Annotated in this window: 27 protein-coding genes and 2 pseudogenes; 15 read left to right on the top strand and 14 right to left on the bottom strand. The window is 68.5% G+C overall.

Features of this window, described 5'->3' with window-relative positions:
* Nucleotides 1–195: 195 nt before the first annotated feature.
* On the top strand, nucleotides 196–471 hold the full coding sequence (locus ACFWP7_RS37285; RefSeq protein WP_384391256.1) for an alcohol dehydrogenase catalytic domain-containing protein: 276 nt from the start codon (nucleotides 196–198) through the stop codon (nucleotides 469–471).
* 62 nt (nucleotides 472–533) lie between these two features.
* Here ACFWP7_RS37285 and ACFWP7_RS37290 read toward each other — a convergent pair whose 3' ends face one another.
* The 6 genes from ACFWP7_RS37290 to ACFWP7_RS37315 are packed head-to-tail and all read right to left on the bottom strand — an operon-like array spanning nucleotide 534 to nucleotide 4155.
* Nucleotides 534–1037 carry a class I SAM-dependent methyltransferase gene (locus tag ACFWP7_RS37290; protein ID WP_384391259.1) on the bottom strand — a complete coding sequence of 168 codons (504 nt, stop codon included), beginning with the start codon at nucleotides 1035–1037 and terminating at the stop codon, nucleotides 534–536.
* Between the two features lie 11 nt (nucleotides 1038–1048).
* Complete coding sequence (locus tag ACFWP7_RS37295) at nucleotides 1049–1339, bottom strand: hypothetical protein (RefSeq protein ID WP_384391262.1); 291 nt, start codon at nucleotides 1337–1339, stop codon at nucleotides 1049–1051.
* A 41-nt stretch (nucleotides 1340–1380) separates the two neighbouring features.
* Nucleotides 1381–2412, bottom strand: coding sequence for a WD40 repeat domain-containing protein (locus ACFWP7_RS37300; RefSeq protein ID WP_384391265.1), 1032 nt, complete (start codon nucleotides 2410–2412; stop codon nucleotides 1381–1383).
* Nucleotides 2409–3422 carry a CobW family GTP-binding protein gene (locus tag ACFWP7_RS37305; RefSeq protein WP_384391268.1) on the bottom strand — a complete coding sequence of 338 codons (1014 nt, stop codon included), beginning with the start codon at nucleotides 3420–3422 and terminating at the stop codon, nucleotides 2409–2411. Before ACFWP7_RS37305 ends, ACFWP7_RS37300 begins: the two co-directional genes overlap by 4 nt.
* Nucleotides 3419–3637: a hypothetical protein gene (locus tag ACFWP7_RS37310; RefSeq protein ID WP_384391271.1), complete on the bottom strand. Its 219-nt coding sequence runs from the start codon at nucleotides 3635–3637 to the stop codon at nucleotides 3419–3421. Before ACFWP7_RS37310 ends, ACFWP7_RS37305 begins: the two co-directional genes overlap by 4 nt.
* A gap of 8 nt (nucleotides 3638–3645) precedes the next feature.
* Entirely contained in the window at nucleotides 3646–4155 is a 510-nt protein-coding gene (locus tag ACFWP7_RS37315) for a Fur family transcriptional regulator (protein WP_384391273.1), read from the bottom strand.
* A gap of 121 nt (nucleotides 4156–4276) precedes the next feature.
* Here ACFWP7_RS37315 and ACFWP7_RS37320 point away from each other — a divergent pair, with 121 nt between their 5' ends.
* Together ACFWP7_RS37320 and ACFWP7_RS37325 are read left to right on the top strand one after the other, a co-directional pair.
* On the top strand, nucleotides 4277–4612 hold the full coding sequence (locus tag ACFWP7_RS37320; protein WP_384391276.1) for an ArsR/SmtB family transcription factor: 336 nt from the start codon (nucleotides 4277–4279) through the stop codon (nucleotides 4610–4612).
* Nucleotides 4612–5307 (top strand): cation transporter, encoded by a 696-nt coding sequence (locus tag ACFWP7_RS37325; protein WP_384391278.1) that lies wholly within the window; start codon nucleotides 4612–4614, stop codon nucleotides 5305–5307. The genes ACFWP7_RS37320 and ACFWP7_RS37325 overlap by 1 nt, the downstream gene beginning before the upstream one ends.
* A gap of 14 nt (nucleotides 5308–5321) precedes the next feature.
* Here ACFWP7_RS37325 and ACFWP7_RS37330 read toward each other — a convergent pair whose 3' ends face one another.
* The 4 genes from ACFWP7_RS37330 to ACFWP7_RS37345 form a co-directional block, all read right to left on the bottom strand.
* Nucleotides 5322–5594, bottom strand: coding sequence for a hypothetical protein (locus tag ACFWP7_RS37330; protein ID WP_384391281.1), 273 nt, complete (start codon nucleotides 5592–5594; stop codon nucleotides 5322–5324).
* A gap of 788 nt (nucleotides 5595–6382) precedes the next feature.
* On the bottom strand, nucleotides 6383–6724 hold the full coding sequence (locus tag ACFWP7_RS37335) for a hypothetical protein (protein ID WP_384391284.1): 342 nt from the start codon (nucleotides 6722–6724) through the stop codon (nucleotides 6383–6385).
* Nucleotides 6721–7098 carry a hypothetical protein gene (locus ACFWP7_RS37340; protein ID WP_384391286.1) on the bottom strand — a complete coding sequence of 126 codons (378 nt, stop codon included), beginning with the start codon at nucleotides 7096–7098 and terminating at the stop codon, nucleotides 6721–6723. The genes ACFWP7_RS37335 and ACFWP7_RS37340 overlap by 4 nt, the downstream gene beginning before the upstream one ends.
* A 456-nt stretch (nucleotides 7099–7554) precedes the next feature.
* Nucleotides 7555–8085 carry a TerD family protein gene (locus ACFWP7_RS37345; RefSeq protein ID WP_384391289.1) on the bottom strand — a complete coding sequence of 177 codons (531 nt, stop codon included), beginning with the start codon at nucleotides 8083–8085 and terminating at the stop codon, nucleotides 7555–7557.
* 286 nt (nucleotides 8086–8371) lie between these two features.
* Here ACFWP7_RS37345 and ACFWP7_RS37350 point away from each other — a divergent pair, with 286 nt between their 5' ends.
* The 6 genes from ACFWP7_RS37350 to ACFWP7_RS37375 all read left to right on the top strand — a co-directional run bounded on the left by ACFWP7_RS37350 (nucleotide 8372) and on the right by ACFWP7_RS37375 (nucleotide 15130).
* Nucleotides 8372–10501: a nitrate- and nitrite sensing domain-containing protein gene (locus ACFWP7_RS37350; protein WP_384391292.1), complete on the top strand. Its 2130-nt coding sequence runs from the start codon at nucleotides 8372–8374 to the stop codon at nucleotides 10499–10501.
* Nucleotides 10498–10917, top strand: a complete 420-nt coding sequence (locus ACFWP7_RS37355; RefSeq protein WP_384391295.1) for a roadblock/LC7 domain-containing protein — start codon at nucleotides 10498–10500, stop codon at nucleotides 10915–10917. The genes ACFWP7_RS37350 and ACFWP7_RS37355 overlap by 4 nt, the downstream gene beginning before the upstream one ends.
* Before the next feature lie 1668 nt (nucleotides 10918–12585).
* Nucleotides 12586–13170: a hypothetical protein gene (locus ACFWP7_RS37360; RefSeq protein ID WP_384391298.1), complete on the top strand. Its 585-nt coding sequence runs from the start codon at nucleotides 12586–12588 to the stop codon at nucleotides 13168–13170.
* A 715-nt stretch (nucleotides 13171–13885) separates the two neighbouring features.
* Nucleotides 13886–14191, top strand: a complete 306-nt coding sequence (locus ACFWP7_RS37365; RefSeq protein WP_384391301.1) for a transposase domain-containing protein — start codon at nucleotides 13886–13888, stop codon at nucleotides 14189–14191.
* Nucleotides 14192–14222: 31 nt separating this feature from the next.
* Nucleotides 14223–14537, top strand: coding sequence for a transposase (locus tag ACFWP7_RS37370; RefSeq protein WP_384391304.1), 315 nt, complete (start codon nucleotides 14223–14225; stop codon nucleotides 14535–14537).
* A complete protein-coding gene (locus tag ACFWP7_RS37375; protein WP_384391307.1) occupies nucleotides 14534–15130 on the top strand; it encodes a hypothetical protein in 597 nt (198 codons plus the stop codon). Before ACFWP7_RS37370 ends, ACFWP7_RS37375 begins: the two co-directional genes overlap by 4 nt.
* A gap of 712 nt (nucleotides 15131–15842) precedes the next feature.
* On the opposite strand, the gene ACFWP7_RS37380 is transcribed toward ACFWP7_RS37375, so the two are convergent.
* Nucleotides 15843–16805 (bottom strand): SDR family NAD(P)-dependent oxidoreductase, encoded by a 963-nt coding sequence (locus tag ACFWP7_RS37380; protein WP_384391310.1) that lies wholly within the window; start codon nucleotides 16803–16805, stop codon nucleotides 15843–15845.
* 132 nt (nucleotides 16806–16937) lie between these two features.
* Between ACFWP7_RS37380 and ACFWP7_RS37385 the strand changes: the two genes are divergently transcribed.
* Both ACFWP7_RS37385 and ACFWP7_RS37390 read left to right on the top strand, forming a co-directional pair.
* Nucleotides 16938–18131 (top strand): sensor histidine kinase, encoded by a 1194-nt coding sequence (locus tag ACFWP7_RS37385; protein WP_384391313.1) that lies wholly within the window; start codon nucleotides 16938–16940, stop codon nucleotides 18129–18131.
* Nucleotides 18128–18781, top strand: coding sequence for a response regulator (locus ACFWP7_RS37390; RefSeq protein WP_384391315.1), 654 nt, complete (start codon nucleotides 18128–18130; stop codon nucleotides 18779–18781). Before ACFWP7_RS37385 ends, ACFWP7_RS37390 begins: the two co-directional genes overlap by 4 nt.
* A gap of 80 nt (nucleotides 18782–18861) precedes the next feature.
* Here the strand turns inward: ACFWP7_RS37390 and ACFWP7_RS37395 are convergent.
* Nucleotides 18862–19394: pseudogene (locus tag ACFWP7_RS37395) on the bottom strand (transposase); the annotation flags it as partial.
* Between the two features lie 182 nt (nucleotides 19395–19576).
* On the opposite strand from ACFWP7_RS37395, the gene ACFWP7_RS37400 reads away from it, so the two are divergent.
* The 3 genes from ACFWP7_RS37400 to ACFWP7_RS37410 are packed head-to-tail and all read left to right on the top strand — an operon-like array spanning nucleotide 19577 to nucleotide 21184.
* Complete coding sequence (locus tag ACFWP7_RS37400) at nucleotides 19577–20014, top strand: transposase family protein (protein WP_384391318.1); 438 nt, start codon at nucleotides 19577–19579, stop codon at nucleotides 20012–20014.
* Between the two features lie 17 nt (nucleotides 20015–20031).
* Complete coding sequence (locus ACFWP7_RS37405; RefSeq protein ID WP_384391319.1) at nucleotides 20032–20295, top strand: transposase; 264 nt, start codon at nucleotides 20032–20034, stop codon at nucleotides 20293–20295.
* Nucleotides 20255–21184 carry a transposase gene (locus ACFWP7_RS37410; RefSeq protein WP_384391321.1) on the top strand — a complete coding sequence of 310 codons (930 nt, stop codon included), beginning with the start codon at nucleotides 20255–20257 and terminating at the stop codon, nucleotides 21182–21184. The genes ACFWP7_RS37405 and ACFWP7_RS37410 overlap by 41 nt, the downstream gene beginning before the upstream one ends.
* A gap of 91 nt (nucleotides 21185–21275) precedes the next feature.
* Here ACFWP7_RS37410 and ACFWP7_RS37415 read toward each other — a convergent pair whose 3' ends face one another.
* Nucleotides 21276–21590 (bottom strand): hypothetical protein, encoded by a 315-nt coding sequence (locus tag ACFWP7_RS37415; protein WP_384391324.1) that lies wholly within the window; start codon nucleotides 21588–21590, stop codon nucleotides 21276–21278.
* Between the two features lie 606 nt (nucleotides 21591–22196).
* Here ACFWP7_RS37415 and ACFWP7_RS37420 point away from each other — a divergent pair.
* The gene (locus ACFWP7_RS37420; protein ID WP_384391326.1) at nucleotides 22197–23033 is read left to right on the top strand and encodes a GNAT family N-acetyltransferase; all 837 of its coding nucleotides are present in this window, start codon (nucleotides 22197–22199) and stop codon (nucleotides 23031–23033) included.
* Nucleotides 23034–23196: 163 nt separating this feature from the next.
* Here ACFWP7_RS37420 and ACFWP7_RS37425 read toward each other — a convergent pair.
* Nucleotides 23197–23322 (bottom strand): annotated as a pseudogene (locus tag ACFWP7_RS37425) (ATP/GTP-binding protein); the annotation flags it as partial.
* Nucleotides 23323–23327 lie beyond the last annotated feature (5 nt).

Raw genomic sequence — 23327 nt, forward strand, 5'->3', positions numbered from 1 at the left:
CACCGGATTGGCACCCGCCTCACCATGACGACATCACGCATTCAAGGTCAGTAGTTACGCCAGGCGTCTACCCCCAAAACCGGGCGGCACCAGAACTCCTGAAGCTGAGCGCCCTGGGCTGTGCGACTTCACGGGAGGCTTGGAGGATTGTGCGTTCCGGGGCGGATCGGCATCCCCTTCCAAATCTGCACCTGAATGGCTTTCGGTGCGGCCCTGAGAAATAGAGCCGACTCTCACGAGCTTGGCTGTGGCGGTTCTTCACGACGGCATTTCGCCTTGACTGCTGTTGCACGGGATCGGCTTCTGACTGCGAGCCAGCGATACCCGGTCCTACACCCGGTTGACCTCATGATTCGTGCCGGTCGATTCCGGGCGCCGCTGCCGGCCGGGCTGCCGTACGTACCCGGTTGGGACGTGGCCGGTACGGTCGACGCGGTGGGTCCGTCCGCCGGAGATCTCAACTATGGGTGACGATGTCATAGGCTTCTCTCCTTGGCTGCGCACCACGGTCGGTGCCCATGCGGTGTATGTGATCATGGAGGCCGCGTGGCTGACCGCCGCGCCCGCCGGGATTCCCGCCACCGAGGCCGCGCCCCGGAAAAGAGGTACGGGCCCGGGGATTTCACCGCTCCGGTCCATGCCTCGTCCGTGACCGATGCGGCGATCATCGTCCGGCGTGGGGTGTCGGTGAAGAAGGTCCGGCGCAGGTCGATCACGTCGGGCAGGTCGAGGTCGAACCAGCGGGCCTGGCCGTTGTCGAGGCGTTCGTGACAGGTGTTGAGTCCGACACCGATCTCCACCACGGTGCCGGTGGGATGGGCGGTGAGGAGGTCCGCGGCCCACCGGTCGAACAGGCTGGTGCGCAACACCGTGCCGATCAGACTGGGCAGGTTGTCGAAGCGCGCGAAGTCGTAGTCGAGCGACGCGACAATGTCCTCAGCCCGGGGGTCGCGCAGGGCGGGATCCGGATTGCGGTTCTCCACCGCCCGGCCGTACAGCGGGATGAGGAGTGTCTCCTGGACCGTGCCCAGGTGCACACCGCGTTCCGTTATGGTCGGCCTCCCTCGCTCGTGTGTGTGCCGGGCCGGGCAGCGCCGTGGCTGCGACCGCTGCCCGGCCCGGAGTCCTCAGGCGTACGTCGCCGACGTCCGCTCCGCGTGCACGGGCCGAGACAGTCCGTCGTACGGACCTCGAAGCCGCCGGCGGACGCGGCGGCCCCGGCGCGCAGCCGCTCCAGCTGCCAGGCGTGGTCGGCGCCGGGGTGCTTACGCGGGTTGCCGCAGCAGCATCCCCGGCAGACGACCAGGGTGCAGGGCCGCAGTCCGGCGGCTCCGATCATCACGGTACGGGAGGCTCGGGGCCCGGGAGGCGTACGAGGGTTCACAGCGCGGCCCGTGAAGACACGCCGTACGCCCGCACGCAGCCGTCACGCAGTGCCGTGACCAGCAGATGCGGTCCGGCCCAGGCCAGCGCGGCCACCGGGGAATCGCCGCTGTCCAGGGTGCGCGCCGGGCGCAGGAGTGCCTGGGGCCGCCCGGCCGTCGCGTGCCACAGCGCCACCGTGCCGTCGTCGCCACCGCTGGCCAGATGCCCGGCGGCGCCCGGCCGCCAGGCCAGCGCGGTGACCGTCTCGTGGCAGCGCAGCGATCGAGGCGCCGTACCGGCTGGGCCCTTGCCCGAGAAGTCCCACACCGTGACGTCCGGCGCGCCGTCGGCGGTCAGCCAGAACCCGGTCTCGTCGAAGGTGAGCCGGGAGACCTTCTCCGGGTAGCCGGACATGGTCAGTTCGCTGCCGTCCCGCGTACGCCAGATGTGGATGGACGCGTCCTGGTTGCCGCTGCAGATCCACTTCCCAGTGGGTGCGACGGCGAGCGCGAGGTGCGAGCCGATATACGGGTAGGTCACCACCGGCTTCTCGGTGTGCCGCTCGTGACCCTGCACTGCTCCGTACGCCGCCACGGCCAGGCGCCGCCCCTGCCGCATCCAGGCGACGTCGGTGACCGTCGACGCGGCCGGCTCCGAACGCCACAACTCCCCGCCGTCCGGGTTGAGTACGAGCGCACGGCGGCCGGAGGCGACCGCGACCCGGTCGCCGTCGGCCCACGCGGCGGCGGCCGACCAGGAGCCGTTCTCTCGTACGGTCACCCGCCCGTCCGCGCGTCGCCACAGCGCGTAACCCATCGGCCCGGTGACCACCAAGTGCCTTGCGTCTGGGGCCAGTTCGACGCTGAGCGCGCCGCCGGGCAGTTCGAGGGCGCCGATCTCGGCGCCCATGGCCGCGTCGAGGACGCGGACAGTGCCTTCGGCTCCGGCGACGGCGACCAGGTCATCGCACGCGCTGAGTGCGACGGGCGCATCGTCGACGGTGACCTCCCACGCGGTGGCGAGATCGGAATCCATGGTGACGCTCACGCGGCCGCTCCCGCCGTGGCCAGGCAGTCCGCGAACCCGCGCTCCAGAGCCTCGCGGTCGAGGTTGCGGCCGATGAACACGAGCCGGTTGCGCCGCTCCTCGCCGTCTCGCCAGTCCCGCCCGAACTCGCCGTCCAGCAGCATGTGCACGCCCTGGAAGACGTACTGCTTCGGTGCTCCGGCGATGGCGAGGATGCCCTTGGAGCGGAAGATGTCGACGCCCTTGGTGCGGAGCAACTGCCCCAGCCACCTGTTGAGCCGGTCCTCGTCGAGCTCGCCTGGCAGGTCGATGCCGACCGAGGTGACGGTGAGGTCGTGCTGGTGCTCGGTCTCGGTGAGGAAGGACGGGTCCTCGGCGAGTACCCGCTCCAGGTCGAATGCGCCCACGTCCAGCACCTGCTGGAGGTCCAGCTGCGCGTGCTGGGCCGGGATGATGCGTACACCGCTGTTGATGGCGCGGATGCGCGCGGTGACCTCGGCGATGGTGGCCTCGCCGGCCAGGTCGGTCTTGTTGAGCACGATCCGGTCGGCGAAGGCGATCTGCTCGACGGCCTCGTTCTCCACACCCTCCGGCTTGACCTCGTCCAGATGCTGGAGCACGTGGGCGGCGTCGACGAGCGTGACGATCGCGTCCAGGCGCAGCTGGCCGGCGATCTCGTCGTCCATGAAGAAGGTCTGCGCGACCGGCGCCGGATCGGCGAGCCCGGTGGTCTCGATGAGGATATGGTCGAACTTCTCGCGCCTGCGCATCAAGGCGCCCAGGATGCGGATGAGGTCCCCGCGCACGGTGCAGCAGATGCAGCCGTTGTTCATCTCGAAGATCTCTTCCTCGGCGTCGAGGACGAGGGCGTCGTCGATGCCGACCTCACCGAACTCGTTCTCGATGACGGCGATCCGCAGTCCGTGCTGCTCGGTGAGGATGCGGTTGAGGAGGGTGGTTTTGCCCGAGCCGAGGAAGCCGGTCAGGACGGTGACGGGGACGCGCTCGTCACGGGGTTCGGGGGTGGTCATGCGCAGGCTCCTTCGTGCGGGGTGTCGAGCAGGGCGGCCCGCAGGTCGTCCTCGGTGATCTGTTCGGCGGGGCGGTGCAGGGTCCAGCGGCGGGCCTCGCCGTCCATCGGGAGAACGGCGACGACCGTCTCCAACGGCGGGCAGCCCGGCTCGGTACAGGCGAGCTCCCGGACCATGACGGCGGTGTCCTCGTCGAGGCCGAGCAGCGTGCGCACGGTCTCCTTCAGTTCGCGCAGGCGCGGGCTCGGTCCCGGTCTTCCCGGGCGGGCTCCCAGTGGCATGGCGGCGGTTCTCCTTCGTCCGGGGCGGGTTGGCAGCCGGCGCAGGTGCCGGTGAGTGCGACGGTGTGCTCCACTGCGGCGAAGCCGGTGTCGGAGGCGATCTGGCCGGCCCACTGCACGACGACGTCGGAATCGACCGGGCGGCTGCGGCCGCAGCCTCGACAGATCAGGTAGTGGCGGTGTCCGTCGTCGGGGCGACGACGGTAGAGCCGCTCGCCGGCGTCGTCGCGTACGACGTCGACACCGCCTGACGCCTCCAGGTCGCGCAGCGCACGGTAGACGGTGGTCAGCCCGATCCGGGTCCCGTCCGCGGTCATCAGGCCGTACAACTCCTGCGCCGACACGAAGTCCTTGCAGCCGGTCAGGACTCGCAGGACCGTTGCTCGCTGCCGGGTCGTCCGGCTGCTCACACAGATCACCCCCAAGGCGCTCGCCGGTTGGTGCGCTCCCATCTCCTCCACCGTAGATGAAAATGAAATCCATCGCCATATGAGCGGTCGGTCATGTGTCGGTGAATTCTCGGCTCCGCGCGACATGATGTGATGAATTCAGGATGTGCTGTACCGTCGGCATGTGCTGACTCTCGCTTCCGAGGTCGAGGTGCTCGCCCGTTTCGGCCGTGCGCTCGCCGACCCGATCCGCTGCCGCCTGCTGCTCGCACTGCGTGAGGCCCCGGCCCATCCGTCCGATCTGGCGGACGAGTTGGGGATCTCCCGCACCCGGCTCTCCAACCACCTGGCGTGCCTGCGCGACTGCGGGCTGGTCGTCGCCGTGCCGGTGGGCCGCCGCACCCGGTACGAGCTGGCCGACCCCCGGCTCGGGCACGCTCTGCAGGACCTGCGGACGGCCGTGGTGGCGGTGGAGGTCGACCGCACCTGCCCGGACGCCGAGGAGAGGGGCTGCTGCTGATGGGTAGCGAGACAGCCCTGCCCTCCAGTGACCGCCGCGAGACGCTGACCCGACGGATACGGCTGCTGGTCGGCGTGACCATCGCCTACAACGTCGTCGAGGCGGCCATCGCCCTGGCTGCCGGCGCCGCTTCCTCCTCCGCCGCGCTCATCGGCTTCGGGCTCGACTCGGTGATCGAGGTGTCGTCCGCAGCGGCTGTCGCCTGGCAGTTCTCGGCGACCGATCATGCGGTGCGCGAGGCCAGGGAGTGGCGGGCGCTGCGGATCACCGCGGTGTCCTTCTTCGCCTTTGCGGCCTACGTCGCCGTGGAGTCGGTACGAGCCTTCGCCGTGGCGGGGGCGGCGGGTCGCTCGTACACGGGCATCGCTCTGGCCGCCGTCTCGCTCGCGGTGATGCCCCTCCTGTCCTCCGCCCAGCGGAAGGCAGGTCGCGAACTGGGCTCGGCGTCCGTCGTGGCCGACTCGAAGCAGACCCTCCTGTGCACCTATCTGTCGGCAGTGCTCCTGGTCGGGCTCGTCGCCAACGCCGCGCTCGGCTGGAGCTGGGCCGACCCGGCCGCAGCCCTGGTCATAGCGGGGATCGCTGTGAAGGAGGGGCGAGACGCCTGGCGCGGTGACAGTTGCTGCGCGGTGCCGGGGGGCCGGTTCGAGGATGGCGGGCAAGGATGCGCCGCGGGATGCGCCTGCTGTGTGTGAGGGGCTGGGTCAACTCAGGCAGCGGAGTGGGTCCTTGGACTTTTTGCGGCTGACGTGCCGGACGTACGCGCGGACAGGCTGACGAGCATTGCCCCGGCCAGGGTCGCGATGCCACTCGCGAGGCCCGCGATGTGCAGTCCGCTGACGAAGCCGTCGGCGTAGTTCTCGCCCGCGGGGGCGGAGCCCCCCTGCGTCGCGACGATCAGGCCGAGCACGGCCACGCCCATCGTGGTGCCGAGTTGGCGGCTGGTGGTGACGCAGGCCGAGGCGAGGCCGGAGCGCTGCACCGGCAGGGTTGGACCATGCCTCGATGCCGCCGGGAAGTTCGACCCTGGCGGCCGGGCCCATGGCGCGCAGTCGCATGGCCTCGCCGTGGATGTCGGATGCCGTGGCGTCAATGACGAAGGGGCAGCCAGGCCTGGGCATTGTTGCGGTCATCAGGTGCCTCCGTAAGGGTGAGGGGCGGGCGGTGTCGTGCGAGGGAAGCTGACGGGGAGGCTGGTCCAACCGCTGTGGAAAGTGCCGGGACGGCGCACCAGGTCGCTGCGCGGGCAAGCGAGCGCGAGGTCGGGCAGGCGGTCCAGGACGCGTTCGATGGCGGTCTCCGCGATGACGCGGGCCAGGTCGGGAGCGGGGCAGGCGCGGATGCCGGCACCGAAGGCGAGGTGTGTGCCCTGTTTCCTGAACGGCGGTGGGCGCTCTGGTCGAGGGTGGGGTCGCTGTTGGCCGCGGCGAAGGACACCAGGATCGGCACGCCGGGGCGCGCAAGGGGACGCCCTCGTAGGTGTGGTGGTCGCGCGGGTACAGCGGGCAGTAGTCGGAGATCGGGGGTCTTCCCACAGGACGTGATCGAGGGCGTCGGCGACGGGTCGAACGCCAGTGTGGATGTCGCCGCTGCAGCGCTCGTCTGTGATCAGTAGGAGCAGGCTGTTGGCGATCAGGTTGGTGGAGGGGGTGGTGCCGGCGCCGATGACGAGGAGGATCTGCCGGATCATCTCGGCGTCATTCAGCAGCGCGGGGTGGGCGATCAGCCAGGAAGTGACGTCGGCTGCGGGCTGGTGTCGTTTGAGGCGGGTCAGGGCGAGGCAGGCCGCCTCCAGTTCAACGTTGCCCGGGCGGCATCCTGTGTGGTGTCGAAGAGCTTGGCGATCGCGATGACGATGGGCCGGCCCAGGGCGGGCGGGCAGCCGAACATCTCGATCAGCACCTGCATCGGCAAGGGGTCGGCGAAGTCGGTGACGAGATCGGCATGTTCGAGAAGGGTGACCCGGTCGAGGAGCCGGTCGGCGATTCGCGCCACGGTGGTGGCCAGGGCATGGCTGTCAACCCATGCCAGGCTGTCCGTGATGGCGCCGCGCAGGCGGGCGTGGGCGTCCGCGTCCAGCCACAGAGCGCTCCGACGTGGCTGCGTCATCATCCGAGCCGGGCTGTCCGCGGCACCTCTCCATCCCGGAGTGCCTGCCAGTGGATCGGGTCCTTGGCGAACAGCATGGGCGTGTTGCGCAGTAGGTACAGGGCCGAGCGGTAGGCGGTGGTGATGTATCCGTAGACGCCGGGGGCGATCTCGCACGGGACGATAGGCCCCAGAACGCGCAGCTGGTCGTAGGTCGCGCGGCGGTTCGCACTGAATTCGGGTCCGTAGATCGGTTGCGGATACGTCGGCAGCGCCGCGGACGATGCGGCGCTGTAGGGGCAGTTGCCTGATGAAAGGGGGATCCCGGCGGCGGCTCGGGGCGATAGGTGGTCACTGGTCGGGCATCGGCCTGGCGACGGCGGAGCCGCCCTGGCCATCGCCATCCTGCTCAACCGCGACCAGCCGGTGCACTACATCTCCAGTCGGGCCATCCACCGCGCCTGCGAAAGCTACCGTGACGAGGGCAAAACCGACGCCAAGGATGCCGCCGCACCGTGGACATGCTCCGCGTTCAACTCACGGGCGTCCTCCGGGGCCTGGAGCGCGCTGGACCTCATCTACACCGGCCCGCTGAACCCTGTTGACCGGCAACCAGACCCCGGCTGCCCTCCGACGGTTCGGAGCCAAGCGACTGGAAACCTGGCTGCGCAACCGCCGCGTCCTCCGTGCCGACAAGCTCGCCGAGACAGGCCTCCAGGCCGCCGCCGAACCCCAGCACATCGGCCTCCCGCGCGAAAGGTTGACCGCCCAGCTGGTGCACACGTTGGCGCAGCACGGAGCGCCCCAGTGTTGTCCCCGTGGGGCGTGTTCTCCCCAGCTCAGCGGAGCCGACGTCACTGCCGGGCGCTGCCCATCTCCGCGGTGAAGACCACCGGGTCACTGTCGAACCCGCGGACCATCTCACGAAACTCCCAGGCACCCGAGTCGTCCCTGACAAACTCCGCGACCGTCATGGCCGTAGACTCGGCGACGCCCGCGAAGTCGTCCGCCAGCAGTTCTCTGTACCCTTCGACGACCAGCACCCCGGCATTGGATATGTCACCGAAGGTGCGAGGGCCGCCGTCCTGATGAATGACGACCCCTACGACGACCCGTCCATAGGCGGACGACAACCGCTCCAGCTCCAGGACCATCACCTCGACGAACCCCAGGCCCAGGCCTGTCTCGCTGTGCCGATTCATGTTGATGGTGCCGTCCGGTGACCGGCTCTCGTAGTGGACGACGTACACCGGCCGCCCGAGGGGATCGTCCGCGGAGTAGGTCGCGCCGATGATGTCGAGATGGCGAGGCCGCTCCCCGAGGGGACTCGGATCCCACTTGAGTCTCACCTCGACCTTGCCCAGTCCCACACCGGTGCCGCTCACATCGCCTCCCGCGTCAAGTCACCACGGGACACCCCCGCTTGGTCAAGTATCGCCCCTGACCAGCCACTTGATGCTTCTCTAACGCGCCGCACAGCCTAGGCAGCCGTGCCCGCCTGACGCGCCCGGAGTTCCACTGCTGTCGGTGCCGGGATGTCAGATCACAGATGTGTGAACCGGGGCTCTCAGCCTCCTGCTCCTCGGTGTGAGAGCGTCGCAACCGAACCTCCCACGCGGCCTAACAGTTGGGAAACGGCAAGGCGCGGAGATCGCGCTAGCGTCGTGACGTATGAGGGTGTGGGAGCCGCTGCGGCGGCAGTTCGGCAGGCTCAGCGCGATCCGCAAAGGCCTCTCGGGCAAGGGTGGTTCAGCGGACCGCCCCGGTGGCGGGACGGCTCCGGGCCGTCGACCGGTGCCCGGCTGGCGCAGCATCAGGGGCCGGGTGACGGTGGTCATCACGGTCCCGATCTGCCTGCTGCTGGCGGTGGCCGGTCTCGCCGTGCAGGGCCGCGCCGAGGCACTCGGCGACGCCCGCACGACCCGTGCCGAGGTCGGCCTCAGTCTGCGCATCCAGGCCCTGGTGCACCAGCTGCAACGTGAACGCGGCCTGACCAACGGCCTGTTGGGCGGTGAGAAGCAGTTCCGCTCCGCACTGTCCGCCACCCGCACGAGCGTGGACACGGAGCTGCGCGGAATGCGCGGCGACATCCCCGTCGAGGGCGTCGTCCAGCAGCACCTGGGGCGCCTGGCCGGCGTCCGCGCCGCCGCCGACCGGGGCACCGCCGACCGGGCCGCGACCCTCACCTTCTACACCACCGCCATCGACGCCCTGAACGCCGTCGACCCGGTGGCCGAGACCACGACCGGCGCCGATCGCCGGCTGCGCGACGGGCTGGCGGCGTTGCGGGAGCTGGCCGCGGCCAAGGAGGCCGTCGCTCTCGAACGCGGGCTGCTCAACGGCGTGTTCGCCGAGGGCGCCTTCCACGGCCGCGAGTACCTCACCTTCACCGAGGTGCGCGCCACCCGCGTCGCCGCCCTGGCCCGCTTCCGGCAGGTGGCCACCGCACCCCAGCGCGCGGCCCTGACACACGCCTTCGCCACCGCCGACGCCCAACGCGCCACCGCCTACGAGAATCAGGCGGAGGACGCCGCCGACGGCTCCGCGCTGCATGCCGACGCCGGCACCTGGTGGAACGCGATGACCGTGCTCGTCGATGATCTGTACGCCGTCCAGCAGTCGGTCGGAGGCGATGTGCAGGGCCGGGCCGACCGGCTCAGCCACGACGCCGAACTGGGCCTGGTCGCCTACCTCGTCGCGGGAACGCTGATCGCCGCCCTCCTCGCGGGCCTGGCCGCCTTCGCCTCCCGTTCCCTCACGCGCCCGCTCGGCGCGCTCGCCGAGGCCGCCCACGAGGTGGCGCGGAACCGCCTGCCCCAGGCCGTCGAACGTATCCAGCAGTCCCCACCCGACCAGGTGGAACACCTCCTCTCCGGGGACATCCCGGACCACCGCGACGCGCAACTGTTGGGCGGCGCCGCGGAGATCGCCCAGGTCGCGGCCTCCCTGCGCCAGGTGGAACACACCGCCCTCCATCTCGCCGCCCAGCAGGCCGGCCTGCGCCGCACCACCACTGAATCGCTTGCCAACCTCGGCCGCCGCAACCAGAACCTCGTACGCCGTCAACTCGGCCTCATCACCCGCCTGGAACGGCAGGAACTCGACCCGGATGCCCTCGCCGAGCTCTTCGAACTCGACCACCTCGCCACCCGCATGCGGCGCAACGCCGAAAACCTGCTGGTCCTGGCCGGGCAGAATCCGCCGCGGCCGTCGGCGGCACCGGCCGACGGCCTGGAAGTCGTCCAGTCCGCCGTCGCCGAGGTCGAGCAGTACCGGCGGGTCCTGATCGCGGCCGTGGAGCCGGTACGGGTGCGCGGGCACGCCGTCGCCGACATCGCCCACCTCCTCGCCGAACTCATCGAGAACGGGCTCACCTTCTCGCCACCGATCCAACCGGTCGAGGTGCACGGCTGGCACGACACCCAGGACGACACGTACTGCTTCGCTGTCGTCGACCACGGCGTCGGCATGTCCGAAGCCGACAGGGAACGCGCCCACACCCGCTTCTCGGGCTCCGGGGAGGAGGCCCTCCTCGCCGCACCCACCCGCTTCCTCGGCCACCTCGTCGTCGGCCGTCTCGCCCACCGCCTCGGTGACGGCACCCAGGTCCACCTCTTCGACACTCCCGGCGGCGGCCTGTCCGCACTCCTCGCCCTCCCCGGCCGCCTTCTCTCTCCCGCCGAGACCCCCTCCACCGCACCGTCCGCGGCTGCCCGGCCCGCCGTCTCCTCCCTGCTCAACGGTTTCCGAGCAGGTGTCGCCCGTGCCGAAACCCGAACCACTCAAGGAGTGTCATCGTGACCACCGCCGTCCAGAGTTTCGGCTGGCTCATCTCGGAGTTCGTCCGCACCGCCGACGGTGTCACCGACGCCATCGCGGTCTCCTCCGACGGCCTGCTCATGGCCGCCTCCGACAGCCTCGGCCGAGACAGCGCCGACCACCTCGCCGCCATCGTCTCCGGCATCACCAGCCTCGCCCAGAACGCGGCGTCGGCGCACGGCTTCCGCGGCATGAAACTCGTCATGATCGAAATGCTCGGCGGCTTCCTCATGGTCGGCCGCATCCGCGACGGAAGCTGCCTCGGCGTCCTGGCCGCCGAAGGATGCGACGTCGGCCTGGTCGGCTACGAAATGGCCGTCCTCGCCGACCGCGCCGGCGAACTCCTCACCCCGCAGCTGGTCCGCGAACTCCATACCGGACCCGTGGCCGCGGGATAGACACGGTCGGTGCGCCACCGCGCGCGGGAACGACTCCCGCAGCCGTCTGCAGTGGGCCAACCGCCCCTGCCCGGCCTCCGGCGCCGCCGAGTGTCCGGCAGGTCACCGGCTGGCTCATCCGCCGCCCCTCGAGCGCGGCGCCTTCGGCGTAGGCTCCGGCCCGGTCCCGGCAGATCACCTCCCCCTCAAGCTGCGGCGAGGAACTCGCCGCCCCCGACCCAGCCGCCTCGACGTCCACCGCTCCTAGTTGCCGGAGCTGTGAAGACCAGGCATTGGTGGTTACTGAAGCCGCAGGATGCCTGGGGCACGGTCCTCGAAGATTGTGATCAGCCGGTCGAAGACGGTCGGCCCGTGGTCTGCGTGTGCCGCAGTCAGATCCGCGCTGTCGGCAGGACGGTTCGTGGGATGGCACCGTGGGAGGCGAATCTCCAGCTGGCGAGCGGTCTCCGGATAGCCCAGAATACGGCAACTGGTGGGCGCCGCCAGCGTGCTCGGCATGTCCAGTCCGCTCCACCTGGCTGCACGGGTTGGCGGAGTGGCCACCCCCTGGACGCCCTGGAGGAGGCGGTCGCTGCAGGGCTGCTGGCCGAAGATCCGGCCGCCGACCTGCCTCGGGCGATCTTCGCGCATCCCCTGCAACAGGCCGCCGTCTACCAGAGGTTGGGCCCGCGGCGGCGCTCGGAGTTGCACGAGGTGGCGGCACGGCTCGCCGACGAGCTGCCGAGGCGCTGTGCCACCGGGCCCGTGCCGCAGTGCGGCCGGATGCGGACCTCGCTGACGAACTGGCCGGGTACGCCGCCTGGCAGGCCGGCGGGGGCGCCTGGTCGGCGGGCCGCGCAGCAGCAGTACGTACTTGGGCATATCGCCCTGGTGTCCGGCCGCCAGGACGAGGCTCGCCGGGAGCTCACCGCCGCCTGGCAAAGCCGGAGCGCCGACACCGAGCCGGATACCGTACGTTGCATCGCCGAGCAGATGGCCGGGCTGTGTCTCATCCAGAGTGACGCGCACGGGGCGGTCCGCTGGCCCGCCGCGGACTTGGCACCGAACCCAGTGCCGAGCCTCGTTCCTGCGCGACGAATTCGCTTACGCACTGGCCCTGACAGGGCAGTACGGCGAAGGGATCAAAACCGTCGCCCACGTGCCCGAACAAGGCCCCTGCTCTGGTGCGAAGGCACTGGAGGGGTTGTCCGCCCGCGGCACGCTGCGCATGTGGAACGGGGAGTACCTGGCCGCCTGCCGCGACCTGCGCTAGGCCTCCGCCGCACACCGCAGGGGCGGCCTGCGGGGAATGGTCGTGCCCTTGCTGGGCTACCTCGCCGAGGCCGAATAGCGCGCGGGACGCTGGGGCGACGCCATCGCCCACAGCACCCAGGCCGTGTCCCTGGCCGAGGACACCGACCATCTCTCGGTGCTGACCACGGCGGCGGAGATCATAACCGTCACAGGCTCGTCCGATCGCCTGACCCAGGGTGGCAGCCGTGGGGCCGATGGACACGTTCCGCCGGCGCCACGGGCGGTCCAGGCCCGCAACCGCCAACGCCACGGAACAGCCCCATCCGTACTGCACCAGCAAGTACGGTGATTCGCAGGCCCGGTACCGCATCCCCCGTCGGTGCCGGTTCCTTCCTGTCCACTTCGCTGGTCAGCCCACAAGGAGCAGCATGGGCCATGAGTGATACGGCATCACTCGTCGGGATTGTCGGTGGGGGCCTGGGCGCCCTTGCCTTCCTTTGGCGGTTCTTGGAGTCACTGCTCGCCTACCTGCATCTCGACCTCGCTGTGGAGGTGGTTGAGGGGGTGGACGGGAGCCGCTTGCCCACTGCGGTGGTGACGGTGGAGAACAAGGGACGCCTTGGTAAGCGGATCCACTATGCAGCGCTGCTTGTCGGTCCGCCTCGGGAGACGATCGGTGAGATTGCTGCTCACTTCGTCGGCAGCGATGCCCAGTCTGATACCGCCCTGGCCCTGCTAGGCCTCTTCGAGAGTCAGCCTGACGATGATCATTGCGCCCTTGATCGTCGTGCCGCGGTCATCCCTCTCCCGTTCTTTTATCGTGAACAGCGGCGCATCGGAACCGAGACCGTCCGCCAACGGATGATCTTGGACGTGTCCGGGCTTTCGCAGGAGGCGGCGTACCGCGTCGTGTTGGTGGTGTGCTTGCGCTACCCTCTGGGCGGTTTGCGGTGGCGGACCACAGGGGACCTATTGGCCATCTACGCCGGAAATCGGGGCGGCGGCGAGGGGAGCCACTGATGTCTGTCGGGGGTGTGTGGCCGCCAAGCGGAAGCGTGAAACAGGAAATCCGAGGCCGGTGGTGGCGCAGGCGAACAGGGTGGTCACCTCAGTCGATACGGGCATGGTCCAACCGGCCAGCAGGCGGTATCCGTATAGTGCTCATCGCGCGAACCGACGGCTACGTGTTCGGTTCGGGTGATGATCGGGAGATGCGCCGTATTGTGCTCGACGCTACTTCATCTGATCTCATCATGGTTGCCGTTAAAGGCTGGTCCGGAGAACTGTTCCTCCGCGTGGTGTACGACCTGGCGCTCCTGCGTCGGCAGATGGGGTTACCGAACCGAACAGTAGCTAGCACGCCGAACGCGCCGCGGCAGACAAGGCGTGAACAAACCTACGATGCCTCTGCGTTGGGTGCTTGGCAGACCAGAGAAGGCGTAGGCGCTGCTCACTGCATCTGGCTCACTCGACAAAGGCACGCCTATAGAGAATCTGCCTACTTGTTGGCCGGGGACGCTGCGGGCCCGCGCCCGGCCGAGGGTGACCTTGTGATCATCTTGCCTTCTCCAGCAGTGAGTTCGATGGGGTCTCCGCGTCGTGTCGATGACGTGGACCAGATGATGGCCATCAGCCGAGAGGAGCAAGGCTATCGCCCTCTACCAAGGTGGTAGCGGAACCGCGCAGGCCTTGACCAGCAACTCATTGCACGATCAGCGGCAAAAGGCCCAACCAAGTGATCGCCTCCAACGTACGGACGGCGGGTGCGCCGCAGTCCAGGTTGGTTGTGTACCTCGTCTTGGGACTGGCGCTGTTCTCGCCTGCTCCGTATCTCGAAGTCGTGCGACATTTGGTCGCGGGATTGCCGGGCCTGGGACTGCTGGGTAACTGGCATGTTCCAGCGAAGTCCTCGCTGTTCAGGGCCCGGCAGGCGCTGGGTTTTGAACCGCTGCAGGTGCTGTTCGCGGCGACTGCGAAGCCGATGGCCACCGAGTCGACGCCGGGTGCATTCGGGTCTGCTGCACGATCGGGTGACATCTGAACTGGCTTGCCCTGTGGGGCGGGTGGGAAGGATGTCGCTGTGCCCAAGCCTTACCGCAAGAGTTTCGCGAGGATGTCGTACGGGTCGCGAGGAACTGCGGCCCGGCGCGACGGTCGAGCAGGTGGCCGCCGATTTCGGAGTGCACGCGATGACGCTGTGGAAATGGATGCGCCGCGCGGACATCGACGAGGGGACCAAGCCCGGAACGACCAGCCAGGACAACGCGGAACTACGGGAAGCTCGTCGGCGGATCAAGCTGCTGGAGCAGGAGAACGAGGTCCTGCGCCGGTCCGCGGCCTACCTGTCGCAGGCACACCTGCCGGGAAAAGGATCTACCCGCTCGTGAAAGAGCTGGCCACGGGCGGAATTCCCGTCACGGTCACGTGCAGGGTCCTGAAACTCGCCCGCCAGCCGTACTACCGGTGGCTGGAGCGGCCGGTGACCGATGCCGAGTTCGATCAGGCCACACGTGCGAACGCGTTGTTCGACGCGCACCGCGAGGATCCGGAGTTCGGCTACCGGTTCCTGGCCGACGAAGCCCGCAGCGCGGGATCCGGCATGGCTGACCGGACCGCGTGGCGGATCTGCCGGGACAACAACTGGTGGAGCGTGTTCGGCAAGAAGCGCGGCAGTACCAAGAAGGCCGGCCCTCCGGTGCACGACGACCTGGTCCGCCGTGACTTCACCGCGACCGGCCCGAACCGGCTGTGGCTCACCGACATCACCGAACACGCCACCGGCGAAGGGAAGTTGTATCTCTGTGAACCAGGGCGTCGCATCTCCTTCCGCGAGACTGTAGCCAACGGCATGCTGTCCGCTGGATGGGCGCTTGAGGACGGAGTGGGGGCCCTCTCACGGACGGACGTCTTGAGGAAGCCGTCACCCGGACTCCGGGGGCCCGCTTGTACTGGGTGCAGGCAGATGAAGATCACGAGGTGACCGAGGAAGCGCTGCCATGTCGGCTGCTTCACGGAGCGACGTGATGCGCAGTTCACCTTCTTTGGGCTGGCTGTCGGGGTGGCGAGGTAGTCGGACCAGTTGTCGCCCGCGAGCCTGGCCCAGCGGGCAGCAGTGACGGGGCTGATGCCGACGAGATCTGAGATAACGATGGGTGGAAGGTCGGTGAGCGCTTCCATCATGGCGGTGTTGCGCGCTGCCCGGGCCGGTAGGCTGTGGCGCTTCATTGTGTCTCCGAGGCCCACAGGATTGCGAGGCCGACCAGGGATCTACCCGGGGAGGAGAAACCTCTCCGTGTCCTGTGGTTGTCGCTGCAGTGTGGTGGTTTCACGGAGGTGGTCTTCGATGAGGCGGGCCAGTTTCGGTGGGAGTACCACCGGGTGCCGGTTGATCGTCAGGTAAGCGTTCTCGTCGTCAGCGCGGTGGAATTGACCTGCGGTGAGTTCGACTATCCCAGCTTCTCCAGACTTCGGCATGTCTCATGAGACATGCCGAACTGGCGGCGGTCGTCAGAGGTCGTTTTCATCGACAGAGCCTGTTTCATCTCAACAAGTCACCGTGACGGAGCGGCCCTCGGGAGACTTCAGGGACTGGCGCGATTGATGGGGCGTGAGCGAAGCCCACATTGCCCGCCTCGTTCGAAGAAAAGTTGATATCGACAATTAAGCGGCACAAAGTAGCTGAAAGCGACCTCTCAGGTAGCGCTCGGCTGGATCATTTTCCGGCCCGTCGTGCTTCCGCCGTCCACCGTGACCGACGCACCCGTCATATATGGGAAGTCGTCGGACGCGAGCCCGAGCACCGCGCGCGCGATCTCCTCGGCGTCGGCCATCCGTTCGAGACCGTCGACGTTGAGCGGCCCCCATGCCTGCTTGTACTTGGCCCATTCCGCGTCCGGGATTCCCGGCGGGCGGACGAAGGGGGTGTCGGTGGTGCCGGGCAGCAGGGCGTTGAGCCTGATTCCCTTGGACCCGTACGCGAGCGCCGCGGACTTCACTATGCCCTGCACCGCCCGCTTGCTTGCGGTGTAGGCGGCGCCGTTCGGCCGCGCCTGTTCAGCCGCTGACGACGAGGTACAGATGATGACGCCGCGTTGCGCCCTGAGCATGTGCGGGATCTCGTACTTGATCGCGAGGAACACGCCTCGGGCGTTGGTGGCCTGGACGTCATCCCACTCCTCGACGCTCATCTCATGGGGTAGTTTGCCGCCGCCGACACCGGCGTTGTTGAAGGCCACGTCGATGCTGCCGTAACGGCTCGCGACCCGGTCCACGAAGCTCTGTACCTGGGCGGCTATCCGGACATCGGCCTGGATGTACGTGGCTTCGCCGCCCGCGTCCCGTATCTCCTGTTCCACCTGGCGCCCCAAGTCGGCTCGCCTGCCACAGAATCCGACATGGGCACCCTCTCCGGCGAACGCCTTCGCCGCCGCCCTGCCGATACCCGATGTGGCACCCGTGATGAGCACCGACTGTCCCTGGAAGCGGCCGGCCTTGGTGCGGGACCTGGACTGGGCGCCGACCGCATGGGCGGTGGTGCCGAAGGCCGCGCTCGCCAGGCCCAGGGCGGCAGCGCCACCGAGGAGGGACCGCCGCCCCGTGGTCGCGGAATCCGCACTCGTGTTGGTACTCGTGTCCGTGTTCGCCTTCGTGTCCATGGCGACCACACTGGCAGCCCGCCCGGGGCATACGACTCCGTCCTCGGGCCGGACATCGCGGCCGGTAGGAGGAGTGGCCCTCCTCCTATGGCAGGACCCCAGGTGCGCGGGCGTCCGCCTATCGTGGGCCGCGTGAACCGATCTTGGATCGAGCTTGCGTTCGACAGGAGATTCGCCGTCATACGGGTCTTTGCGCTCGCCGGCGTCCTGATCGGCGATTTCCTGCTGCTGCAGCGGCCGTCCGGAGCACAGGACTGGGTCTTTGCCGCAGCCGGGCTCGTGCTGTGCCTGGCTGCGGGTAAGTGGGCGTGCGGCGCGCTGCTGGCGCAGTCGGTCCTGCTCGTTGTCGCACACGCTCTGGGCGCGAGCACCGTTTCTTCGTTGAAGGTGCTGGCCGCCGTGACTCTCTTCGAGCTGGCGGTTCGGCAGTCCGGGCGCCGGCTGGCCGCTGGGACGACGGCACTGGCGCTTGCCGTCGCTGTTAACCGTCTTGAGGACCTGCCCGGCGAACTTCTTCCGGTGCTCTACAAGACGGGCATCGTCGCAGGCCTGCCACTGCTCCTGGGCGCGTATGTACGCGTGACCCGCGACGCCACAGTGCACGCCCGTCAGCACACAGAACAGCAGGAACTCCGTGCCGAACAACTGCTGCTGGCCGCCCGGGCAGCGGAGCGCACCACCATCGCGCGCGAGTTGCATGACCTCGTGGCCCACCATGTCTCCTCCATGGTGCTGCGCGTTGGTGTCGCCCGGCATGTCATCGCCGCCACCAGCACCACCGACCCGCGGATCACCGACGTCCTCGACGACCTGCACTCCAGTGCCGGCGCGGCACTGACTGATCTGCGGCGCCTGGTGGCAGTACTGCGCGCCCCGGACCGTACCGGTCCCGACACTGGTTCTCTGGTCTCGCCCGGGGCGCTGTCGGCGGCATTGGAGTCGGTGGTGGAACACAGCCGCCAGACCGGCCTGGCCGTAACCGCTTCCGTGGATCCCCGTGTCGCACGACTCGACGCGGTACGTGGCCTGGCGGTCCTCCGCCTGGCACAGGAGGGCTTGGCCAACGCGGCCAAGCACGGCGGGCCCGGCGCACACGCGGAGTTGGCCGTGCGCGTGGCCGATGACGCCGTACACGTGACGATCCACGACGACGGGGCCGGCCGAACGCGGCCATCGGCCCCCGGCCCATCCGGACACGGCTTGATCGGCATGCGCGAACGCGTGGACCTGCTCGGCGGCCGGCTGGATGCGGGCCCCGCGGCTCGGGGCTGGCGGCTCACGGCCGAACTGCCCGCCTTCGCGCCCGACATGGAGCCCCAACTGTGATCCGCATCCTCGTCGTCGACGACCAGCAGCTCGTCCGCATGGGACTGCGCATGCTCTTCGAGCAAGCTCAGGACATCGAGATCCAGGGCGAGGCGGACAACGGAGCGGAGGCGGTACGACTGGCTGGACGCCTCACTCCCGACGTCGTCCTCATGGACCTGAGAATGCCCGGCATGGACGGCATCACGGCCACCCGCCGCATCCTGGCAGCGCGCCCTGCCACCCGGATCGTCGCCCTCACCACGTTCGACGACGACGACCATCTGTATCCGGTGCTCGCGGCCGGAGCCTGCGGTTTCCTCGTCAAGGACACCCCACCGATCGAACTCCTGGACGCTGTACGCCGGGCCGCCAACGGAGAGGCCCCCTTCAGCCGGGACATCCTTCACCGCCTCGTCGCCCAGGCTCTCCACGCCCGTTCCTCCTCCGACACCCCTACGGACCTCCCGGTTCCGGTCATCACCCGGCGCGAGCGGGAGGTACTCGGCCTGCTCGGCGTGGGCCTGTCCAACAAGGAGATCGCCGACCGGCTGCATCTCGGGGTCACCACGGTGAAGACGCACGTGGCGAGCCTGATGGCGAAGACGGGCCGAGACAACCGCATCCGTCTCGCCGTTCTCGCTGTCCTCACCGGCATCACTCCGGACTGACCTGCCCCTGCTCGGAGAGAGCCGCCGCGCTGAAAGAGCGTTTTGTCCCGGCGGGGGTGTTTGGTTCGAAGTCGGGTGCCGCGCCAGTTCGGGGTGGATTCGCGGGTGAGGCGTCTGCTTATGAGGTGTCGATCATCGCGAGGCGGATCATGGCTTCGGAGCGGTGCGGGTGGGTCTCGTGGTCGCGGGCGAGGCGGCGGTGGTGCATGAGCCAGCCGAAGGTCCGCTCAACGACCCAGCGTCGTGGGATCACCTTGAAGCCCTTCGCGGTGGGATCCCGGTGGACGGCTTCGATGTCGATGCCCAGGCGGGCGCCGTGCTCGATGGCTTTGGTGCGGTAGCCGGTGTCGGTCCAAGCCTTGGTGACCCGCGGGTTCGCGGCGGCGATCCGGGAGAGCAGGTGGATGCCGCCGACTTTGTCGGAGACGCTGGCAGCAGTGACCCAGACCGCCGGCAGCAGGCCGAGAGTGTCGACGCTGAGGTGACGCTTGCGGCCTGCGATCTTCTTGCCCGCGTCGATGCCCTGCCCCGTGGCCGGCACGTTCGCGGAGGTCTTGATGCTCTGGGCGTCGAGCACACAGGCACTCCGCTCGGTGTCCCGGCCTTCGGCCTGGTGGCTTTGTACGTGGGATCTGGGCTCTGTCACAGATCTTGGGGAGCCATCGCGGAGCGTTACCTTAATGTTCGATTGCGAGGGGCTGGGGCAAGGGAGACCGCGCACGCCCGGTTCCCCTGCAGTCCCAAGTGACGCTCCGTCAAGTTCGCGATCCTCTCTGCCGTGGTCAGCCCTCGACGGTGATCGTGCTGGTCATGCTGACCAATGCATCGTTCTGGGATTCGCTCGTGTTCGACGGTATCGACGAGGGGGACGTCGAGACGGTGACCGCCCTGTTCGGCACGGCCGAGGTGGTGGCGAGAGGCCGGGCGGCCGGGGCGGAGTGTCCAAACTGTGGCCGCTTCTCGGACCGGGTACACGACCGCTATCAGCGCAGATTGAAGGATCTCCCGATCGCCGAGCAGGGCGTCGTGATCCGGTTGGTGGTCCGGCGTTTCATTTGTGGGCGGCGGACTGTCCCCGTCGGACGTTCGCCGAGCCGTTCTCGCGGTTGGCCGCCCCGTACGCACGGTTCACCACCCGGCTCAACCACGCCCTGGAGGGCGTGGGGCTCGCGCTGGCCGGGCGTGCCGGTGCCCGCCTGGCCGCTCAGCTGGGCTTCGGCGCGGGAAGAATGACCTTGTTACGCAGGGTCATGGCATTGCCTGATCCACAGTTCAGCACGCCGCGAGTGCTGGGTGTGGACGACTTCGCGATCCGTCGCGGCCAGACCTATTCCACCGTCTCGACCAGCGTTGAAGCCCATCGCGTGGTCGATGTGCTCCCGACGCGTGAAGCCGGGCCGCTGGCCGCGTGGCTGATCCGTCACCCAGGCGTGGAGATCATCTGCCGGGACCGAGCCGGCGCATACGCCGAGGGTGGGCCGACGCGGTGCCCCCGACGCCCTGCAGGTCGCTGACCGGTTCCATCTGTGGCAGGGCCTCGGCCGGGCCGTGGAGACCTGCGTCGCCGCCCACCGCGACTGCCTGCGCAGCCCGTCGCCCAGCGGAACACTACTGGAGTCGGTCAGTCCGGGACTTAGTCGACCGCAGGACGACTGCGAACCCGTCGGACTGCGGGCGGAGCGCAAGAAGGCCGCACACGTGCTGGTCCACGAGATGCTCGCCCAAGGCCACTCACGCCGGGCGATCGCCCGGCACCTGGGCTGGGGCCTCAACACCGTGCTCCGGTACGCAACCGCCGCACGCTGGCAGGACACCATCCGCGAGAACCCTCCCCGGTCCAGCAGGCTGGACCCCTACAAGCCCTACCTTGAACGACGCTTTGCAGAAGGATGCACCAGCGTCACTCACCTCCACCGTGAACTACTTGCCGACAACGCGCCCGTCACTTACCAGATGGTTCGCGCCCACATCGCCACCCTGCGCGCGACTCCGGCCAGCCCGCCGCCCCGACCCCCGACGGTGCGGCAGGTAACCGGCTGGCTCACCCGTCACCCCACGGCCCTGGATGAGGAAGACTGCGCCCATCTGAAGGAGGTCCTGGCCCGCTGCCCCGAACTGGACACGGCCGCCGGGCACATCCGCGACTTCGGCGAGATACTGAGCAACCGCCTCGGCGCCACACTCTCCGGTTGGGTCGAGGCCGTCAATGCCAGCCAACTGCCCGGCCTCACCGGCTTCGCACTCCACTTGCTCCGAGATTTCGAGGCCGTGACAGCCGGGCTCACCCTGGGGTGGAGCTCCGGCAGTGTCGAGGGTGCCGTAAACCGCATCAAGAAGATCAAAAGGCAACTCTACGGCCGAGCTGGATTCGAACTGTTGCGCAAGATGACCCTGCCTCGGTAACCCTCCGCAGCCCTTACCCAAGGCCTGCACCAGGATCGAGTTCCCGCACCACACTGATCCCACTCGGTGAACGAGGTTGCCGGGCAGTATCTCAACCGACCAGGGCAAGTCCTGCGATGGCGATCAGATAGGGAACTGGGATGACGAGCATCCCAAGCATCCACGGTCGGATCCGACGTCCATAGGCCGCGGGGAAGAGCACATCAACTGCGACGACCAGCAACAAACCAAGCCCGCCGAAAATAACGACGCCGCCCCTGGCCCACCCGGCCCCTTCGATGACGTCGACACTGCCGCAGTGACTCTGAAACCCTGTGCTGTTGAACGCGCAAGAGCGGTACTCAGTCAGCAGCAACCATGCCGAGTGCAAGGGCACCATGGCGGGCAACCCGATGATGAAGTTCACCCACACCGGCACCAGTTGCCTCCACCACGACGGGCCCTCAGACCTCGACGTGTCGTTGCTCCCTAGCGCAGCCAGCCCTATGTCCCCCATGGCCGCAGGGTATCTGATCGGGCAATCAGGCTCCTCCGATCAGACCACGAGCCGTGCGGACTGAACTCATCCCGCCGGATCCACGGCGGGTGCCGGGAAACGCATCACAAAGATCGAGAGAGATCCCTACGGGCCAGCCGGATTCGAACTACTCCCGCAAATCAATCCTGCTTCGGTGACGCTCTGCGAAGGCTCCCCAAGATCTGTGCCAGAACCGGATCAAGACGGCGATTGTTCAGCACTCTGGGAGGCGCCCGCCCGGGGCCGAGGTCGATGTTCACGAGAACGGACAGCACCCGTCGACTGACTCGGGCAGGGGGTGGCCTTCCTGGGCCTCGGTACCCGTAGTAGCCGTTGTTGACCGGTCGTATTCGGCCTGGTGACTGCTGCAGTTCCCGGCGGACAGGCAAGGCAGACCGGCCGGGTCCTCGGTCCCTGGGTATCGGTGGACCTTTCGCCTCGCCTGCGGCGCACGCCCGTGGTGCGATGAAACAGGGGGTCGGGAAGGAGAGAGCGATGATTCCACCGGCAGGGGCGCACAAGAGTGGCACGGGCCGTGTGTCGGTCCGCCCGCTGGGTGAGGCGGACCTGGATCGGGCCGACGAGATCTTCAGGGTCGCCTTCGGGACGTTCCTCGGGGCCCCCGAGCCGAAGACGTTCTTCGGGACCGCCGACTACGTCCGCACTCGCTGGGCGGCCGATCCACAGGCGGCCTTCGTGGCGACGATCGGGGGCGAAGTCGTTGCATCGAACTTCGCCGTCAACTGGGGCAGCGTCGGGTACTTCGGCCCGCTGACCGTCCGTCCGGACCGGTGGGACCAGGGCATCGGCAAGCGCCTCATGGAGCCGGTCATGGACTGCTTCGGCACCTGGGAGAACCGCCACCTCGGCCTGTTCACCTTCTCGCACAGTCCCAAGCACCTTGAGCTCTACCGCCGGTACGGTTTCTGGCCTCGATTTCTCACAGCCATCATGAAGAAGCAGGTCGCAGGCAGTGCCGCAGTCTCCGGCCGAGTGCTGTACGGCCAGCTGCCCGCTGCCGAGCACCCCGACGCCCTGAGCATCTGTCGCACACTGACCGGGGCCGTGTACGAGGGCCTGAGCGTGGAACGCGAGATCGTGGCCACGCACGTGCAGGGACTGGGCGACACCATCCTGCTCCAGGGGGCCGGCTCCGAGCTCGATGGCCTGGCCGTCTGCCACTGCGGAGCCGGGTCGGAGGCCGGAGAGGACGTGTGCTTCGTCAAATTCGGCGCCGTGCGCCCTGGCCCGGAGGCAGCCAACCTGACGCTTGGAGGGGGGTTTGTTGGTGTATGGAGCGGCGGTGGGTCTGGTGTGTTGCTGGTTCGCTGAGAGGCGAGGTGGACGGCTTCGGTGGGAAGGCCGGGGTGTGTGAGCTGGGGTTGTGTCTTGTGTGCTGAACGGGGCTGGGTCCGTTGAAGGTAGCTCTGGCGCGAAAAGGCCCGGCTTGCGTTTGCGCTGGTCAGCGCTGTTGTACTGGCTGATGGGTGGGGTGTTAGCGGGTTCGTGTGGGGCGGTGGTGGGTTTCGGCGAGGTGGTCGAGGCGGATGGTGTCGAGGAGGGTTTTGGTGATGCGTTCGGTGCCGTCGCTGCTGGCGGTGATGGCGGCTTGGCGGATCAGGGGTC

The sequence above is a fragment of the Streptomyces sp. NPDC058470 genome (assembly GCF_042721055.1).
GTDB lineage: Bacteria > Actinomycetota > Actinomycetes > Streptomycetales > Streptomycetaceae > Streptomyces.

Bases quoted from the DNA above. Each gene is read 5' to 3' on its own strand.
- ACFWP7_RS37315 (WP_384391273.1), bottom strand. From the start codon at position 4,155: ATGGGAGCGCACCAACCGGCGAGCGCCTTGGGGGTGATCTGTGTGAGC.
- ACFWP7_RS37340 (WP_384391286.1), bottom strand. From the start codon at position 7,098: ATGGCCAGGGCGGCTCCGCCGTCGCCAGGCCGATGCCCGACCAGTGAC.
- ACFWP7_RS37380 (WP_384391310.1), bottom strand. From the start codon at position 16,805: ATGGACACGAAGGCGAACACGGACACGAGTACCAACACGAGTGCGGAT.
- ACFWP7_RS37305 (WP_384391268.1), bottom strand. From the start codon at position 3,422: ATGACCACCCCCGAACCCCGTGACGAGCGCGTCCCCGTCACCGTCCTG.
- ACFWP7_RS37405 (WP_384391319.1), top strand. From the start codon at position 20,032: ATGGCATTGCCTGATCCACAGTTCAGCACGCCGCGAGTGCTGGGTGTG.
- ACFWP7_RS37285 (WP_384391256.1), top strand. From the start codon at position 196: ATGGCTTTCGGTGCGGCCCTGAGAAATAGAGCCGACTCTCACGAGCTT.
- ACFWP7_RS37420 (WP_384391326.1), top strand. From the start codon at position 22,197: ATGATTCCACCGGCAGGGGCGCACAAGAGTGGCACGGGCCGTGTGTCG.
- ACFWP7_RS37295 (WP_384391262.1), bottom strand. From the start codon at position 1,339: ATGATCGGAGCCGCCGGACTGCGGCCCTGCACCCTGGTCGTCTGCCGG.
- ACFWP7_RS37350 (WP_384391292.1), top strand. From the start codon at position 8,372: ATGAGGGTGTGGGAGCCGCTGCGGCGGCAGTTCGGCAGGCTCAGCGCG.
- ACFWP7_RS37370 (WP_384391304.1), top strand. From the start codon at position 14,223: ATGTCGCTGTGCCCAAGCCTTACCGCAAGAGTTTCGCGAGGATGTCGT.
- ACFWP7_RS37360 (WP_384391298.1), top strand. From the start codon at position 12,586: ATGAGTGATACGGCATCACTCGTCGGGATTGTCGGTGGGGGCCTGGGC.
- ACFWP7_RS37335 (WP_384391284.1), bottom strand. From the start codon at position 6,724: ATGATGACGCAGCCACGTCGGAGCGCTCTGTGGCTGGACGCGGACGCC.
- ACFWP7_RS37325 (WP_384391278.1), top strand. From the start codon at position 4,612: ATGGGTAGCGAGACAGCCCTGCCCTCCAGTGACCGCCGCGAGACGCTG.